Source organism: Amycolatopsis sp. M39 (assembly GCF_001651785.1).
In the GTDB taxonomy this organism is placed as follows: domain Bacteria; phylum Actinomycetota; class Actinomycetes; order Mycobacteriales; family Pseudonocardiaceae; genus Amycolatopsis; species Amycolatopsis rubida.
The window spans coordinates 169,471-185,531 of the sequence record NZ_LWSF01000011.1 but is presented as its reverse complement, the minus strand read 5'-3'; the positions used below and the strand labels follow the sequence as shown (position 1 = coordinate 185,531).

The following is a 16,061-nucleotide window of genomic DNA, read 5'->3' as shown; positions in this document are numbered from 1 at the left end:
CCCCAGGCGAGAGCATGCGGCTCGATCGAGGGATAGGCGACGTTAGCATTTTGTCCTACATAGTTCCAAGGACTTTCACTGAGCCGTTGCCGCCGGACCTGCCGATCGGCGGCGAGGGCACCGCGAACCCGAGGCGTTCGATCGCCTCCGCGACGGCGAGGCAATCGGCATCGCCGCCGCGCCGGGCCATGATCTCCAGCCCGATCGGAAGCCGGTCGGGAGTCATGCCGATCGGGATCGAGAGCGCGGGACGGCCGGTGAGGTTGGCGATCGCGGACGGTCCGACCCGTCCCCCGTCGCCCGGCTTCACCCGGTCCGGCCCGAACGGCGGAGCCCCGTGCGGCGCCGCGGGCATCATCAGGACGTCGTGGCCAGACAGGCTTGCGTCCCACGCGGCAGTGAACCGGGCACGCTCGACCTGCGCGACGTAATACTCCCGCGCGGACAATCGGCGCGCGTCCTCCAGCAGGTGCCGCCCGAACGCGCTGAGGCGGTCCTCGCGAAGCTCGCCGAGTTCCGCGAGCTCTCCCAGCCAGCTGGTGACCCCGATGCCAGTCAGGTCCGGAACAGGAGGATCGACCACGTCCAGGCGCCACCCAGCCCCGGCCAGCCGCTCGGCCACCTTCGCGACCGCGGCGTCGACCGACGCATCCGGCGCGCCGTGGATCCGCGGCGCCCAGGCGATCCGGAGGCGTGCGACCTCGATTTTCGGGGAGTCCCGGACGAAACGCGAGGGGCCGGCACGGACACCGAGGTCGTCCGACAGGTCCGGGCCGGACATGACCTCGAGAGCGAGCGCGACGTCCCTGGTCGTTCGCGCCATCGGTCCGATCGTGTTGGTGGTCCGCAACTCCTCGAAGCCCGGCGTCCGCGGTACCAGACCGTGCGTCGGCTTGTGCCCGACGACTCCGCAGTACGCCGCGGGGGTCCGGATCGAGCCCGCCGCGTCCGTCCCGAGAGCGATCGGCACCATGCCGGTCGCGACGGCAACAGCCGAGCCGCCGCTCGTCGCACCCGGAGTCCGGTCAAGCGACCACGGATTGCGAGTGACGCCATGAAGACTCTCGGCGGCGTAGCCGCGCCAGAGAAATTCCGGGTTCGTCGACTTCGCCACTACGATCGCACCCGCGGCACGCAGTCGCTGGACAGCGACCGCATCCCGAACAGGCTGAAAATGCGCCAGCGCGCGACTGCCCAGAGTCGCCGCCACACCTGCCACCCAGATCGCGTCCTTGACGATGACCGGCACACCGCACAGCGGACCGCCCGGCTCTCCCGCCCGAAGCGCGCGCTCGGCCGCCATGGCCGCGGCCCGGGCCTCTCGACGCAGCACTGCGCAACACGCGTTCAGGCGGTCGTCGACCTCCGCGATCCGGTCCAAGGCAGCATCGACGACCTCCACCGGCGAGAGTTCTCCCGACCGCACCGCCGCGGCTAGATCCACTGCGTCCATGCGGCTGAACCATTCGTTTTCGCCCATCAGACCTCCCAGCCGCGGCTTCGCCGCTCGACGGTGCTCCCGAAGAGGTTCACGATAGAACTTTGTATGACATACTTCCAATAACCTAAACCCTGACTACGCGAGTGCATTCGAGCCGGATGCGCCGCCTGAGGACTACGATGACCTCCGAACACCTCGACAGGACAACCGTTGCCGCACTGGCCCGCGCCGCCGGGATCTCCTTGTTCGCGGCCGACATCGCCCCCTTGACGGCGGCAGTGCAGCAACTGACGCTGGCGACCAGCGCACTGCACCAAGTCGAGTTCTGCCGGCCGCGCCGGCCATCCGACGACGCAGGGCACGACCGGTGAACGAGATCCTCGACTTCTCCATCGCGGAAGCGCTCCGGGAACTCGTCGCCGGGAACCTGTCTTCGGTCGAACTCACGACCGCGGCGCTCAGCCGAATCGAGCGAACCGAGCCAATCCTGCACGCGTACGCCGCAGTGGCGGCCGAGGCAGCACTGAGCGCGGCCAGAATGGCTGACGACGAGCTCCGCCACGGCTTGTGCCGTGGCCCGCTGCACGGAATACCCGTCGGCGTAAAGGATGTCGTCTGCACTCGTAACCTCCCCACCGAAGCAGGCTCCGCGGTGCTGAAGGGTGTCCAGCCGAATTTCGACGCAACCGTCGTCGAACGGTTGCGACACGGCGGCGCTGTGCTCGTCGGGAAGACAGTGACGAGCGAGTTCGCCTTCGGTCCGAGAATCATTCCGACCCGCAACGCCTGGGCACAGGACCGGACCCCGTCCGGGTCCAGCTCGGGCTCTGCCGTCTCGGTCGCAGCTCGATCGTGCTTCGCCGCCGTCGCAACCGATACCGCCGGTTCCCTTCGTTCGCCCGCGGGCGTCAACGGGGTCGTCGGATTGAAGCCCACGTTCGGCCGGGTCAGCACCTGGGGAGTGATCCCGATGAGTCCTTCGCTGGACCACGTCGGACCGATCGCGCGCACCGTTGCCGACTGCGCCGCCGCGTACTCGGTGATCGCGGGCTTCGACCAGCGCGACCCCTGCAGCATCGAAGGCGACGTGCCTTTGCCCTGCCTCGAAAATGTGCGCCTCGACGGGTTGCGGGTGGGCGTCGAGCGCACTCACCTGCCCGGGCCGACGACGCATCCGCTCGCGCTGAACGCAGCCGTCGAGGCCGCGGCGGTCCTCCAGCAGCTGGGCGCGGCCGTCGTCGAAGTCAAGATCCCCGAACTGGAATGGGTCGACCCCAGCCTGCTGACGATCAAGACAGCGGAAGCGAGCGCCGGTCACTCGGCGCGGCTCGTGACCGATGCGGCGAACTATCAGCAGCGGACCCGGGTGATGTTGCAGGCTGGCGCGATGATTCCCGCGGTCCGGCATGTACAGGCTCAGCAGGCAAGAAAGCTAGTCACCGATGCGGTACGGGAGACCTTCCGGCGGCACCGCCTGGACGCACTGCTCGGCCCCGGCTGGGGGCCGCCGTCGTCAATGAGCGACGACGCGTCGGTGCCGTTCACGCATCCGCTGCGCTCGAGCGCGGTCAACCTCACCGGCATGCCGGCCGTCAACGTCCCTTGTGGATTCACCGAGGACGGAGTTCCCCTCGGCGGCATCGAACTCTGGGGGCGGCCCCGGGGCGAGGGCATGATTCTCCGCATCGCCGCGGTCTACGAGCGAGTCGGCCGCTGGCACCGCAGGGTCCCGCCGATCGCTCAGGAAGCCGGCTGACCGCGGAGGGCGCACAAGCGCAGCGTGCGGTTCATCTCGTTGCGAGACAACGCGAGGCTGACATCCGGCCACGCGCCGGGCTTCGCCATCACCTGGTCGGCGCGGAGCGCGAGAGCCAGGTGCACACCAGCCCGCGCAGAGACCTCCGTGTCGTTCATCGTGCCGCCGACATACGCACCGACACCCGCTTTCCGGCATTGCAGGACCGCCTCGACCGCATTCGTCAGCGAGCCCAGGTCGGGCAGCTTCACGTGGATCATGTGCGCGGCGCGTTCTCCCGCCCAGAGCGCGATGTCCTCCCGGGTGTTGCAGTACTCGTCCGCCACCACCTCCAACCCCATGCCGTCGCGATCGACGTGCTCGACGAGGCGGCGCATGAGCTGCCGGCTCTGGCCGGACGTCGCCGCGGTGACCGGATCCTCGACCCGGACGCGAAACGGGCTTGCGGCCTCGGCCAGCCGGGCGAAGTACGACACGACCCGATCGATCCGATTCCCGTTCAGCGCGCCGATCGTCCCGTACACATCCAGATGCAGCACCGGCCGGTAGCCGGCGCCTCCGTGTTTCCGGATCCGCGCGGCCATCCACCGCACGTAATCGAGCAGGCCCTCGCCGTCCGGCCCGATCAGGTCGACGGACGTGAACCCGCCGTGCGGCAGGACGTCCGCGCGTCCCGCGATCAGGCGGTCCACCGCGTCCGGAACGTCCCAGGAAGTGCAGCCGAACAGGGCGACGGGCACGTCGGGACGGGGCAAGCCGTATTCCTCGGCCACCACCTCGGCCATCGTGCATCTGCGCGCCGCGGCGACCGCGTCCAGCATCGCCTGGCTGAGCCCGTAAGCGAGACTGTGATGAAGCGGGCGGCCGTCCGATTCGAACTGGTCGATCATCCCGGCAAGCTCGCGGAAACTCCGCACCGTCCTGCCGGTGAGCGAGGGCGCCAGCTCCTCCCCGACGCGGGCGAGGTGATCTTCCGGCTTCAGCGGCCCTTCCCGGTCGTGCGAGCCGGACCGGATCACCGACAAGCAGTCGCCGAGCCCGACCGATCCGTCGGCAAGCAGAAGCTGCAGGTTGAGGCAATGCGCGCGTTCGCGAATGGCGCCGAAGCCCGGGGTGACCGGCAGCCCGTCGAAGAAGAGACCGTCCCGGGGCGGCCGGCTTGCGATCGCGGCGACGTCCTTGTAGTAGTCGCACGCCAGCCCGACCGAGCCCAGCAGCCGCTCGACCTCGGTCATCGCGAACGATTCGGCGCCGACGGCCGGTCCAGCCCGAGGTGCTCGCGCAACGTCTTGCCCTCGTACTCCTTGGGAAACAGAGCACGGCTCTGCAGTTCGGGAACGAGTTGCTCGCACACCGAATCGAACCCCTCGGGAACATCGACCGGAGTGATGGCGAAGCCGTCGCAGGCGCCAGCGCGCCACCACTCCTCGAACCGGTCGGCGACCTGCTCGACGGACCCGGTGACCGTGCTGTGCCCCAGCCCGCGTTCGCTCTCGAAGATCAGCTGGCGCAACGTCATCCGATCGCGTACCGCCATTTCGTAGAAGTTGCGGTAGCGGCTGGCCCCTCGGCCCGCCTGGTCGCTCGCGGATTCGGGCGGCACCAGGCACTTCGCCGGAATCGGCGCGTCCAGGTCCACCCCCGACAGATCCGCGCCCTGGAGCGTGATCTCCATCGACTTGCGGCCCGACTCCATGTCGATCAGGCCGGCGAGTTCGTCGGCGCGTTCGCGGGCTTCCTCGTGCGTAGCACCGATGATCGGGGCGATCCCCGGAAGAATCTTGATCTTCTCCGGATCCCGCCCGTGCGCGGCGGCGCGCTTCTTGATCTCGGCATAGAACTCCCGTGCCCGGTCGAGATCGGTCTGCGCGGTGAAGACGACTTCGGCGTTCCGGGCCGCGAAGTCCATTCCCGCGTCGGACTGTCCGGCCTGGACGATCACCGGCCGCCCTTGGGGGGACCGCGGCACCTTGAGGTGGCCCCGGAACCGGAAGTACTCACCCTCGAAGTCCACGGGATGAATCCGGTCCGCTCGCGCCCACACCCGCGCCTCACGGTCATTTACGACCGCGTCGTCGTCATACGCGTCCCAGAGCGACTTCACCAGGCGGAGGTACTCGTCCGCGCGGGCGTACCGCTCTTCCTTGGGCGGAAGCTCCATCCCGAACAGTTCGCCGCCCGAGCTGGACGTGACGAGGTTCCAGCCCACCCTTCCGCTGCTGAGGTGGTCGATGCTCGCGAAGTACCGGGCCAGGTGATAGGGCGGCATGAACGTCGCGGAGACGGTGCCGATGAACCCGATCCGCTCGGTCACCGGGCACAAGGCGCTCATCAAGGTGAACGGCTCGTATCCGGTGGTGAAAGGGTCGCGCCCCAAGTCGTCCTGGTAGAAGACGTCGGCCAGGAAGATCGCGTCGAACCTCGCCGATTCGGCCTTGCGGGCCAGGTCGACGGCCAGCGGCAGCCCGTAGAGCTCCTCGACCCGGCTGCCGGGTCGCCGCCAGCTCGCCGGCAGGCGCCCGGCCGGGTTGAAGAAGAGCACCAGATTCATGTGTGCCGATCGACCGTCCGCCACCGCAAGCCTCCAAGTTCGCACCGTCGTACGCCGAATCGCCTCGAACCGCTCGATCCCCTGCACCGCCGGACTTCCGGCCGCCAGCGCGTCCGGATGCCACCGCCTTCGTTTCAGGACGGGGCGGACGAGCAGACGGGAGCGGTGCGGCGCAGGTCGAAATGAGCACTACGCGGGGATCGCGAGACGAAGCGCATTGGTCGTTTGTATGACCTTATAGCCAGGAGCTCGGCGAGTCCAGGCCCTGGCGCACGCCGCGGCGCGGCCAGTTCGTCATTGGTAGTATGTTGGAGCTAATTCTCGCGCGACGACGAGGTGAGGCACGTGCTGGACAACCTGGACAACACTCCCCTGGCGGAGCGCGCGCGCCTGGCGATCCTCGACGCGATCCTCAAGCGCCAGTTCGAACACGACCGGCTTCCGGCCGAGGGCGAACTGGCGAAGATGCTCAACATCAGCCGGACCACGATCCGCACCGCGCTGCACAGCCTGGAACAAGACGGCATCATCACCCGGCGCCGCGCCATCGGAACCACTGTCAACCGTCATGTCGGCCCGGCAACCCTCGCGCTCCAACGCCTCATCCCGTTCGACGCACTCCTCGAGGACAGCGGCTACAAGACCCGCGCCGAGGTTTCCTGGCATCGCGGCCCGGTCCCCGCGGATCTCGCCAAAGCATTCGATCTCGAACCGGGCGAGGTCTGCTACATCAGCGAGAAGCTGTTCTACGCCAACGACGAACTCGCCATCTACGACCGCGGCGTGGTGCCCGAGCGGCATCTGGAGGGCGAACTGCCCGAAGACGCGCCCAGTTCGCTGAGCGATTTCAGCCAGCAGCACATGACCGCGGCGATCGACCACTCCGTGACCGCGATCGTCCCGCTCACGAAACGCCGAGGCACCAGCACAAAGCTCGAACTCGCCTCAGGCACCCCGTTTCTGCGCCTGCACGAACGGCATTACTCGCGCACTGGCCAGCCGATCGCGTACTCGTCGCTCGACGTCGACGATTCGTTCGTCCGCTTCGAGGTGTTCCGGCACAAGTAAGATCCGGCCGCTCGTCAGCGGGGCACGATCACCGCTTTGACCGTCTCGAGCCTGCCGAGGGCTTCGAGCGCCTGCTGGGACTGGTCGAGGGAAAAGCGGTGCGAGACGACCTCCGCCAGCGGAAACCGCTGATGGCAGCTGCGTGCGACGGCGATCGCCTGGTGCAGGTGCTTCGGACGGGACAGAGCCGAGCCGATGATCCTGAGGTTCGCGTTGTTGACCCTGCGCGGTTCGAGCGGCGTGCTGCCCGGAGCCGACCACAACCCGACCACAAGGTAGCGCCCGCCGCGCGCCACCAGCCGCATTCCCTCCTCGAAGGCCGGGAGCTTGCCCGCGGCCTCGATCACCACCTCCGCTCCTCGATTCGCGCTGGCGGCCATGATCGCGGCGAACCGCTCCTCGCTGTCCGGTGCGGCCCCGATGTCGATCGTCGCCGTAGCCCCGAGCCGCTCCGCCATCTTGAGCCGGGCCGGCGGGCCGCCGATCACGGTGATGTCGCCCGCTCCCGCCAAGCGCGACAGCAGCACCGCCGCGAGCCCGACCGGACCGCAGCCCTGTACGACGACGCTCTGCCCGTACTCGACTCCGCCCAGCCGCTCCATCGCGTGGAGCATCGTCGGCATGGCACAGCCGAAAGCGATCACGGCCTCCGGTGGAGTTCCCGGCGGGACGCGGAAGTAGGCCATGCCGGCCGGCAGCACCGCGAACTCGGTGTAGGTCGCGGACGGGGGCAGTTCCGCGGCTCGAAAGCGCCCCGGAGAAAGGTTCGGGCACAACGAGGTGTCCTCGAGGACAGTGCACGCGTGGCAGCGATGGCACGGCCGCAGCGGAACCCAGTACACGAGGTCGCCCGGCTCGATCTTCTCGCCCGCGTAGTCGGTCGAGACATCCGGGCCGAGTTCCTCGACGCGTCCGATGCCTTCGTGGCCCAGCACCATCGGCCCGGGCAATTCGACCTCGCCGAGGGAGTAGTGGTGGTCCGTTCCGCAGACACCGGCCATTTCGACCGCCACGACGATGTCGCCGCCCGAAGCCGGAGGCACCGGGCAGTCCCAGATCTCGATCGGTGCGCCGGGCTCCACCAGAACGGCCCGCTTGGCCATCCGCATCGTCACAGTCCCTTCGTCGGTGAAATCGTTGACGTTCGTGCCCTGGACCCGACCTCGCCGTCGATGCGGCGCGGTGCCGACACCGCCGGAGGTTGCACGACCGCGCGCGCCGCGAGCTGAGCGCTCGCGTCAGCGGAGACCGAAACTCCGAGAAGTTCCGATACCCGGAGAACGGGCAGCGAGTGCATGCCGGCCAGCTCCGACACCGCGGACGGGCGCAGGAGTTCTCCGTCGTCGGCCACGAGGGTGGCGAGCAGCGCGACCGGCGGCAAACCGGCAAGCACGCACAGCTCAACAGCTGCCTCTGGCAGCGCGGGATTCTCGGCCAGGCCACCCGGCCGGACGCACAAGGGCAGGACGTGTCCGGGCCGGATCAGGTCCGCGGGAGTCGTGTCCTCAGCGGCGAGCGCGCGAAAGGTGCGCGCCCGGTCCGCTGCGCTGATGCCCGTGCTCACCCCGGAACGACCGTCCACGCTGACCGTGTACCGGGAGGTGGCGCCGACCTGATTCCGGGCCACCATCGGCGGGAGACGCAGGTGATCGGCACGCGCCGCCGGCATCGGCGCGCAGAGGAGGCCGGAGCTGTGCCGCACTGCCCAGGCCACCCACCCGGTCCGCACTCGATGCGCCGACAGGATGACCGCGCTCTGTCCTGCCTGGTCGGTAGCCAGCACAGCTCGCCCAGATTTCAGAGACGCGAGCGCCTTCCCCACGCTCACGCCGGCTCCTGGTGCAAGCGACGGAGGGAACTCCGGTGGAACACGATCGGCGCGACGCCGACTTGGGTGTGGATTTCCCTGACGCCCATGACGACGATGCGATGATCGCCCGCCGGAACTTCCTGCTGGACGGACGTGTCCAGCGCCAGCCCGGCGCCGTCGATGAACAAGGCGCCCCCGTCGTTCGTCCGGGTGAGCAAGCCCGCGAAGCGATCTCCGGTCTTGGCTGCCAGCGACAGCACCGCCTGGTCATGTCCTTCGCCCAGCACGCTGATCCCGATCCGGGGCGACCGCCGCAACCGCGGCCAGGTCGTCGAGGTGTTCTGGATGCACACGGCCACCAGCGGCGGGTCGAGCGAGAGGGGCACGAAGCTGCTCGCGGCGATGCCGATCCGTTCCCCGGCCACCTCCGCGCACACCGCGACTACCCCGCTCGGGAACTGCCCGAACGCCTCCCGAAGCGCACGCCCGTCCAGTCCGGCGTCGATGATCACGACCGCTCCTTCCCGGGTTCGGCACGACGTCTCAGGCATCCGGGCCGCCCGAACCGAGGGCTGCCGTCGTTGGTTTCGGACGTCGCGCGAATCCGATCGTTTCCGCGATTGCTGTCTTGTTCCGTGCTGTCGATCAGATAGTGAGGCCGCCGTCGACCACAATGGACGCACCCGTCATGAAGGAGGCGGCGTCCGAGGCCAGGAACGCCACCACACCGCCGATCTCGTCAGGTTGTGCGTACCGGTTGAGCAGAACTCGCTCCGCCAGTCCTTTCTGCGGGCCGCTGCCGGCCGGACGCTGGGCGTCCAGCGCGGCCATCATCCGGGTGTCGACCGGCCCCGGGCAGACCGCGTTGACGCGCACTCCGCCCGCCGCCAGGTCGCTGGCTGCCGCCCGGGTGAGGCCGAGGACCGCGTGCTTGCTCGCCACGTAGGGCGCCAAATTCCGCGAGGCCCGGATCGCGGCCACCGAGGCGATGTTCACGATCGACCCGGTGCCCTGCTCCAGCATGAGCGGTGCGACGTGCTTGATGTTGAGCCACGCCCCTCGCGCATTCGTGGCCCACACCGCGTCGAACTCGTCCTCGGAGTACTCGTGGATCAGACGGACCGGGCCCTCGATGCCCGCGTTGTTCACCAACAACCTTGGCGTGCCAAGCTCAGCGACGACCTGGCGCACATAGGCTTCGACGTCGGTTCCCTTCGTGACGTCACCTGCCACCGCCGTGATCGTGGCGTCCGGAACGCTTGACCGCACGTCGGCGGCCGCCTTCTGCGCCGCCTCCAAGTCGCGGTCCACCAAAGCGACGGAGGCGCCGCCGCGTGCCAGCTCCCGAGCGATCGCGCTTCCGATGCCTCCCGCCGCGCCGGTGACGATCGCGACGCCGTCGAACGCCGAACCCGCTGTTGCGCTCATGAATCAACCACCGCTTCCGTGCCCGTTGCCTGGTCGTCCGGTGCGCCGCGGAGATGCCGCAGCGCCTCCTCCGCATCGATCACGTCCGCATACTTCGCGTCGAGATCGACGAGATTGCTGTCGTGCAGTATGCGAGTACGGTCCGCGCAGGCGTCTCGGACAACCTGCGGACGGAAGCCGTGGTTCAGCGCCTCGGTCGCGGTCGCCCGCACACAGCCCGATGTGGACAGACCGGTGATCACGACCGTGTCGACGCCGGCCGCGTGGAAGGTGGATGCGAGCGAGGTCCCGAAGAACGCGCTCGCGTACTGCTTGACGACGACCGGCTCGCCGGGCAGAGGTGCCAGGACAAGCTCGCCCCAGCGCCCTTCGGCGTTCTCCGCGAAGGCCGCGAGGCCCGGCACCTTCCGCACGAACAGGCCTCCGTCGGCCAGACCGGGCACATACCGGACCTTCGTCCACACAACAAGGTGCCCGGCCGCGCGCGCGGCCGTCACCAGGCTGGCGATCGTCTCGACCGCAGGCACCGGATCTGGCAGCGCGAAGGGACCGTCCGCTTCGGTGTAGGCGCGGACGAGGTCGATCACCACCAAGCCCGGCCGTCGTCCCCATCCGACCCGGCCGGAGAACGAGGCTCCGTGCGGTTGTTCGGCGGCAGCCATCACCGCACCCCCGTGGAGACCGCACCGGCCGGGTGGACCATCTCGGCCAGTACTTCCCGGACCGCCGAAACCCCGGCGTCAGGTGCGTCCCAAAAGACCATGTGCCCGGCCGCGGGCACTTCCACCAAACGGGCAGCGCGATTGGCGGCACGCGCCTCAGCCGCGCCCGCGCGAGTGACCATCGGGCTGTCCGCTCCGTGGATCAGCACGGTCGGCACCGGGACCGAGGGCCAGAACGCGAAGAAGTCGTCGGTCTCGAACCCGCGGTGAGTCTCCGCGACCGCGCGCGCGTCACAGCTTGCCAGCCACCTGGCGCGCAGTTCCTGCTCGCGGCGAGGCCAGCTCGGCCACGCCCGAGCTACCTGCTCAGCGCTCGTACCGCGCTGCGCCTCGTCGAGCTGACCGAGCAAAGCGTCGAGCGGAGCCGGGTACGGGCCTCGCTCCGGTCCGCTCATCGGCGGATCGACAAGCACGGTCCCACGCAGTCGCCCTGCTCGGCGCGCCGCGGCCAGGCCGACGGCCCTTGCTCCCATCGAATGTCCGAGCGCCAACGGCTGCTGCAGCTCCAGCTGCTCGACGACGGCCACGAGATCGTTGACGTAGTCGGTCAAGTCATAGGACGCGGCTGAGTCCGAAAGCCCGCGGCCGCGCATGTCGACGACGATCGGCCGCACGACGGGCCTGAGCTGCCTGGCCACGAAGTCCATGGTGATCGCCGGGCTGGTGATCCCAGGCACCACGACCAGCGGCACACCGTCGCCGCCGTAATCGAGAACGTGGAGCCGCACACCGCCGGAACGAACCCAACGGCTCGTCGCCGGGACGTCCGCGAGGTCCGCGAGAGCGGACTGCAGGACCGAGCGCCGCGCAGGCGACGCCCCGGTAGTCATGCGTGCTCCGTTGACTGTGCACGCAGCCGCCGGACCACCTTCAGGCAGACCGGCAGCAACACACCCAGCGCGATGAGCCCGTAAGCGATCTGGACGGCCCTCGGGGTGCCCGCGAGCTCGAGGACGTTGATCGGCTCGTCAGCCCGGCGGGACGACGGCCTGTCTCCGCTCTCCGACGCGAGGGACCCTGCCGTCCCGGAGCCAGCGAGTTCCTCCGCCAGCCTGGCGGAGAACTGGCTGATGATCTTGTCCGTGACGTCCGCGATCATGCCGCGGCCGAATTGCGCGGGCCGCCCGGTCAGCGCGATGTCGGTGACCATCGCCACCTCGGTCTTGTCGGGACCGTCCGCCGTCATCCTCGCGGTGATCACCGCGCGGGCGGTGCCATTGCCGCGGCCGTCGCGACCGGACGCGTCGATCACGACCGTGCGACCGGCCTTGTCCCGCTCGACGTACGTCCCGGTTCCCCGGTAGTTCAAGGTGATCGGGCCGAGCTTCATCTTCACCGTGCCGGTGAACGAGTCCCCCTCGTACTCGGTGAGCACCGCGCCGGGAAGGCAGGGCGCCACGATTTCCGGATTGTTCACCGTTTCCCAGGCCGTCTCGAGCGGCGCGGCGATCGTGAACTTGCTCTGGAGCTGCAAACTCTTCTCCTCCTGGTCGGGGCCTGCCGGGGCTAGCGCCGCGCGGCCGGCCGCATCTCCGGGACCGTGAGGTCGCCGTTGTCGACGATCAGCTGGTCGTCCAGGTAGAGCGAGCAGCCGCGCATCGGGATGTCGAGGTGGCAAGGGGTGTCGTTCGGGCCGCCGAGTTCGTTGTTCGGGCCCGTCGAGAACATCACGTTGCCGTAGTAGGAGCGCGTCTCCGCTCCGATGACGTCCTGGCGCATGTTGTGCCACCGGGCGCGTTCGTCCAGCCCCCAGCCGACGTGGCTCATGCCGTAGCCGCGAGGGTCGCCGAACGACTCGATGTGAGCCTTCACCAAGTCCGCGTCGAGGCTGGAATGTCCGTCCAGGCCGCGGATGTCCCGCACGAACCCCTTCTCGACGGTGAACTGCACGGGGTTCTGCACGTAGGTGTCGAAGGGATGGATGATGTCGCCGGGCCCGAGCACGATCGTGCCGTCGACGCCGTCGTCGGACCCGCCCGTGAACACGAACGCGCAACCCCAGTGGTCCCACCGCCCGGGCTCGTCGGTGTAGCCGTATTCCGTCATGGTGGGGTACATGCCGATCTGGTAGGTGACGTCGGTTCCCCACTGGTTGGTGATCCGCAGCGAAGACGCCTTGGACAGCAGCTCCTGGCCGACTTCGACCCGCTGGCGCAGCTCCGTCGTCGGCATCAGCCGGGCGAGCACGTCGACCGGCTCGATCGCGGTCAGCACGCGGGTGCCCGACGACTGGATCTCGACCTGTTCCTTGCTGAACAGCATCAGGGCGCAGTCGACGACCATGTCCGCCCCCTTCAGCGCCTCGACCGCCCTCGGGTTGGTCCCGAGCCCGACATCGCCGACGCCCCATTCGCCAGCCACCTCGACGGGCTCGGGCAGGCGAACGTGGAACGCCGAAGCACCCAGCTTCTGCGCCGCCCACATGAACGAATCGGCGTAAGCAAGGCGTTCGTCACCCCGGGTCAGCACTGCGACCGTCTCGGCCTCAGTGACGCCACTGAGCGTGAGCTGCTTCAGGCAGAGGTCGTTGAAAATGCTGGGGTTCACTGGGCCTCCAAAACGGGCGCGAGCAGATGATCCACACACTGACGATTATCGTCCGAGCGCTGATGATTCTCGGACGGCACCCTGAATGTCAAGGGGTTCCCCGGGAATCGAGGCCATCCAAGCTCAGTTTCCGCGGCGCGGCGTCAGCCTGGATACTGCCCGCGCCCGATCTTCCCCTGTGCGTCACCCGCGAAATCTCGCAGTGCACAGGCCACCGTGCCGCGAACGCCTGACCAGGGAAACTGGTCGCCCATCAATCAGTTTTCCCAACTCTGACCGCATACTTCGACACAAAGTGCCGAAGATGCGCAGAGCAACGGCACCGACTTTCCGGGCGTGCAGCGGTGGCAAGCAGTAGTCCAAACATGAACTAGCCATCCCATCGACTGCAGGCAACTCGCAGGCCAAGACCGGAAACGACACCAGTCACACATCTGCAACACGTCTGTCACCTGCACACACTGGCCACCTTCTTCCAGCGCACAGCCCTTGTGATCAGTCGTCAGTGCTCGTACTATCTCGACAGCGCCCGGAACCCGGCCCGCACCGGCGACCCCGTCCGCGTGCCGCCCGCCCGGCCGCACTTCGTCTTTTGCCGTTTCGCCGCAAGGAGGAACATTGCCCCGCCACACCCACACCGTCACCATCGCCGGCGGCGGACTCGGAGGACTCACCGCCGCACTGGCACTGCGCCACCGCGGAATGCAGGTCACCGTCCTCGAACAAGCGCCAGAACTCGCCGAGGTCGGCGCCGGAATCCAGACCGCGCCCAACGCCAGCCGCGTCCTGCTCGGACTCGGGCTGCGCCCCCGGCTCGAACTCATCCGCACCGAGCCCACCGACCAGGTCCGCCGGCGCTGGAAAGACGGCAGCATCATCGCCTCCCGTCCCCTCGGCGCCACCGTCTGGCGCGACTACGGCGCGCCCTATTGGCACTTCCACCGCGCCGACCTGCACCGCGTCCTGCTCGACGCTTGCCTCGACCCCGCCGGCCCCGGTCCCGCTGTCGAACTCCACACCGCGTCCCCCGTCGCCGACGTCGACTTCACCGACGAAACGACTCCCACCGCTGTCACCGAAGACGGCCGGCGGTTCCCCGCCGACATCGTCATCGGCGCCGACGGCCTCCGCTCCGCGGTCCGCCGAGCGCTCGGGCTAGACACCGACCTCGTCTTCTCCGGCGAAATGGTCTACCGCGCGATGATCCCAGGCGACAAAATCGCCGCCGACCCGGCGACGAGATTCCTCATGGACCAATTCCACTCCACACTCTGGTACGGGCCCAAAAAACACCTCGTCCACTACCTCATCCGCGGCGGCGAATACCTCAACGTCGGCGCTGCCGTCCCCAACACCATCGACACCACGAAGAACTGGACCGAACCCGCCACCGTCGACGAAATGACGGAAACCTTCGCCGACTGGGACGACCGCATCACCTCGATCCTGTCCAAAGCCGAGGGCACGCCCAGCAAATGGGCCGTCTTCGCTCAGCGGCGCAACCCTGTCTGGACTTACGGCCACACCGCCCTCCTCGGCGACGCCTGCCACGCCATGCTCCCTTTCCAAGCCCAAGGCGCGTCACAAGCCATCGAAGACGCTGCCGTCCTCGCCGAAGAACTCGCGACCGCCACCACCGCGAACATCCCCACCGCGCTCCTGAACTACGTCAACCGGCGCGCCACCCACGCCGGGATGGTCCAGGACGCCTCCGCCCAGAACAAACACCTCTACCAACTCGACGACGGGCCCGAACAGCAAGAGCGCGACCGCAAACTCCGCACCTTCGAAGGAGAATCCGACGTCTCCTACGACTGGCTCTGGCGCGGCACCCCGCTCAACGGCAACACCACCACCCACACCTACTCGTTCGCCCGCCGATAACCGCCGCACGCCAACGCAGGACTGATCCGCTCNCCCCCCCCCCCCCCCCCCCCCCCCCCCCCCCCCCCCCCCCCGCCGATAACCGCCGCACGCCAACGCAGGACTGATCCGCTCCGCACCATGTCGATCCTGGAGAAGAAGACATGACGATCGAGCGCAACACAGCCCGTTCCGGAAATGTGCAAACCACCCGGAACCGGCGTCAACTGACCCGCACCTACATCGCCAGCTTCGTGGGCACCACGATCGAGTTCTACGATTTCATCGTCTACGGCACCGCGGCGAGCCTGGTGTTCGGAAAGGTCTTCTTCGAATCGGCGCCCCCCGCGATCGGATTGATCGCCTCGATCGCCACCCTCGCGATCGGGTATGCCGCCCGCCCGCTCGGGGGCGTCATCTTCGGCCACTTCGGGGACAAGATCGGCCGGAAGTCGGCATTGATTTGGACGATGTCGCTGATGGGCGTCAGCACCTTTCTCATCGGGGTGCTGCCGTCGGCGGCGCAGGCAGGCGCTCTCGCGCCGATTCTGCTGATCGTCCTGCGACTGGTGCAGGGGATCGCCGTAGGAGGCGAATACGGCGGTGCGGTGCTGATCTCGGTGGAACACGCGCCGCCGAACCGGCGCGGATTCTTCGGCGGCGCGGCCGGCCTCGGGTCCGGAGCAGGAACCCTGCTGGCTTACGCCGTGTTCGGAGCTCTCGGCGGACTCGATGAGAAGGACTTCATGACCTGGGGATGGCGGCTGCCCTTCCTCGCCTCGATCGTCATGGTCGGCGTCGGCCTCTACATCCGCCTGCGCGTCGACGAAAGCCCCGTGTTCGTGTCCGAGCAGAAGCGCGCAGCGGAAGAGCCG

16 protein-coding genes are annotated in these 16,061 nt (G+C 68.4%); 5 read left to right on the top strand and 11 right to left on the bottom strand.

Features of this window, described 5'->3' with window-relative positions; all coding sequences use genetic code 11:
- Positions 1-55: 55 nt before the first annotated feature.
- Positions 56-1,480 (bottom strand): amidase, encoded by a 1,425-nt coding sequence (locus A4R44_RS24370; RefSeq protein ID WP_067585081.1) that lies wholly within the window; start codon positions 1,478-1,480, stop codon positions 56-58.
- A gap of 140 nt (positions 1,481-1,620) precedes the next feature.
- Between A4R44_RS24370 and A4R44_RS24365 the strand changes: the two genes are divergently transcribed.
- Together A4R44_RS24365 and A4R44_RS24360 are read left to right on the top strand one after the other, a co-directional pair.
- Positions 1,621-1,812, top strand: coding sequence for a hypothetical protein (locus tag A4R44_RS24365; protein ID WP_067585078.1), 192 nt, complete (start codon positions 1,621-1,623; stop codon positions 1,810-1,812).
- A complete protein-coding gene (locus A4R44_RS24360) occupies positions 1,809-3,197 on the top strand; it encodes an amidase (RefSeq protein WP_157904996.1) in 1,389 nt (462 codons plus the stop codon). Before A4R44_RS24365 ends, A4R44_RS24360 begins: the two co-directional genes overlap by 4 nt.
- Here the strand turns inward: A4R44_RS24360 and A4R44_RS24355 are convergent.
- Entirely contained in the window at positions 3,182-4,432 is a 1,251-nt protein-coding gene (locus A4R44_RS24355) for a methylaspartate ammonia-lyase (RefSeq protein WP_067585072.1), read from the bottom strand. The two genes, A4R44_RS24360 and A4R44_RS24355, sit on opposite strands and share 16 nt — an antisense overlap.
- Complete coding sequence (locus tag A4R44_RS24350) at positions 4,429-5,748, bottom strand: LLM class flavin-dependent oxidoreductase (RefSeq protein ID WP_067585070.1); 1,320 nt, start codon at positions 5,746-5,748, stop codon at positions 4,429-4,431. Before A4R44_RS24350 ends, A4R44_RS24355 begins: the two co-directional genes overlap by 4 nt.
- A gap of 345 nt (positions 5,749-6,093) precedes the next feature.
- Between A4R44_RS24350 and A4R44_RS24345 the strand changes: the two genes are divergently transcribed.
- Positions 6,094-6,816 (top strand): GntR family transcriptional regulator, encoded by a 723-nt coding sequence (locus A4R44_RS24345; protein WP_067585067.1) that lies wholly within the window; start codon positions 6,094-6,096, stop codon positions 6,814-6,816.
- Between the two features lie 14 nt (positions 6,817-6,830).
- On the opposite strand, the gene A4R44_RS24340 is transcribed toward A4R44_RS24345, so the two are convergent.
- From A4R44_RS24340 to A4R44_RS24305, 8 genes are all read right to left on the bottom strand, one after another.
- Positions 6,831-7,925, bottom strand: coding sequence for a zinc-binding dehydrogenase (locus tag A4R44_RS24340; protein ID WP_067585209.1), 1,095 nt, complete (start codon positions 7,923-7,925; stop codon positions 6,831-6,833).
- Between the two features lie 2 nt (positions 7,926-7,927).
- Complete coding sequence (locus A4R44_RS24335) at positions 7,928-8,644, bottom strand: 3,4-dihydroxy-2-butanone-4-phosphate synthase (protein ID WP_095213579.1); 717 nt, start codon at positions 8,642-8,644, stop codon at positions 7,928-7,930.
- Positions 8,641-9,138 (bottom strand): flavin reductase family protein, encoded by a 498-nt coding sequence (locus tag A4R44_RS24330; protein WP_067585061.1) that lies wholly within the window; start codon positions 9,136-9,138, stop codon positions 8,641-8,643. The genes A4R44_RS24335 and A4R44_RS24330 overlap by 4 nt, the downstream gene beginning before the upstream one ends.
- Before the next feature lie 133 nt (positions 9,139-9,271).
- Entirely contained in the window at positions 9,272-10,054 is a 783-nt protein-coding gene (locus A4R44_RS24325) for an SDR family NAD(P)-dependent oxidoreductase (protein WP_067585058.1), read from the bottom strand.
- Positions 10,051-10,716, bottom strand: coding sequence for an isochorismatase family protein (locus A4R44_RS24320; protein WP_067585055.1), 666 nt, complete (start codon positions 10,714-10,716; stop codon positions 10,051-10,053). The genes A4R44_RS24325 and A4R44_RS24320 overlap by 4 nt, the downstream gene beginning before the upstream one ends.
- Positions 10,716-11,606 carry an alpha/beta fold hydrolase gene (locus A4R44_RS24315; RefSeq protein WP_067585052.1) on the bottom strand — a complete coding sequence of 297 codons (891 nt, stop codon included), beginning with the start codon at positions 11,604-11,606 and terminating at the stop codon, positions 10,716-10,718. Before A4R44_RS24315 ends, A4R44_RS24320 begins: the two co-directional genes overlap by 1 nt.
- A complete protein-coding gene (locus A4R44_RS24310; RefSeq protein WP_067585049.1) occupies positions 11,603-12,250 on the bottom strand; it encodes an SRPBCC family protein in 648 nt (215 codons plus the stop codon). The genes A4R44_RS24315 and A4R44_RS24310 overlap by 4 nt, the downstream gene beginning before the upstream one ends.
- 32 nt (positions 12,251-12,282) lie before the next feature.
- Positions 12,283-13,323: a leucyl aminopeptidase gene (locus A4R44_RS24305; protein WP_067585042.1), complete on the bottom strand. Its 1,041-nt coding sequence runs from the start codon at positions 13,321-13,323 to the stop codon at positions 12,283-12,285.
- 618 nt (positions 13,324-13,941) lie between these two features.
- Here A4R44_RS24305 and A4R44_RS24300 point away from each other — a divergent pair.
- The gene (locus tag A4R44_RS24300) at positions 13,942-15,207 is read left to right on the top strand and encodes an FAD-dependent monooxygenase (RefSeq protein WP_067585040.1); all 1,266 of its coding nucleotides are present in this window, start codon (positions 13,942-13,944) and stop codon (positions 15,205-15,207) included.
- A gap of 143 nt (positions 15,208-15,350) precedes the next feature.
- A partial coding sequence (locus A4R44_RS49245; RefSeq protein WP_198545426.1) for an MFS transporter occupies positions 15,351-16,061 on the top strand: 711 nt, incomplete at its 3' end.

Bases quoted from the DNA above. Each gene is read 5' to 3' on its own strand.
- A4R44_RS24350 (WP_067585070.1), bottom strand. From the start codon at position 5,748: ATGAATCTGGTGCTCTTCTTCAACCCGGCCGGGCGCCTGCCGGCGAGC.
- A4R44_RS24370 (WP_067585081.1), bottom strand. From the start codon at position 1,480: ATGGGCGAAAACGAATGGTTCAGCCGCATGGACGCAGTGGATCTAGCC.
- A4R44_RS24340 (WP_067585209.1), bottom strand. From the start codon at position 7,925: ATGCGGATGGCCAAGCGGGCCGTTCTGGTGGAGCCCGGCGCACCGATC.
- A4R44_RS24320 (WP_067585055.1), bottom strand. From the start codon at position 10,716: ATGGCTGCCGCCGAACAACCGCACGGAGCCTCGTTCTCCGGCCGGGTC.
- A4R44_RS24315 (WP_067585052.1), bottom strand. From the start codon at position 11,606: ATGACTACCGGGGCGTCGCCTGCGCGGCGCTCGGTCCTGCAGTCCGCT.
- A4R44_RS24325 (WP_067585058.1), bottom strand. From the start codon at position 10,054: ATGAGCGCAACAGCGGGTTCGGCGTTCGACGGCGTCGCGATCGTCACC.
- A4R44_RS24355 (WP_067585072.1), bottom strand. From the start codon at position 4,432: ATGACCGAGGTCGAGCGGCTGCTGGGCTCGGTCGGGCTGGCGTGCGAC.
- A4R44_RS24365 (WP_067585078.1), top strand. From the start codon at position 1,621: ATGACCTCCGAACACCTCGACAGGACAACCGTTGCCGCACTGGCCCGC.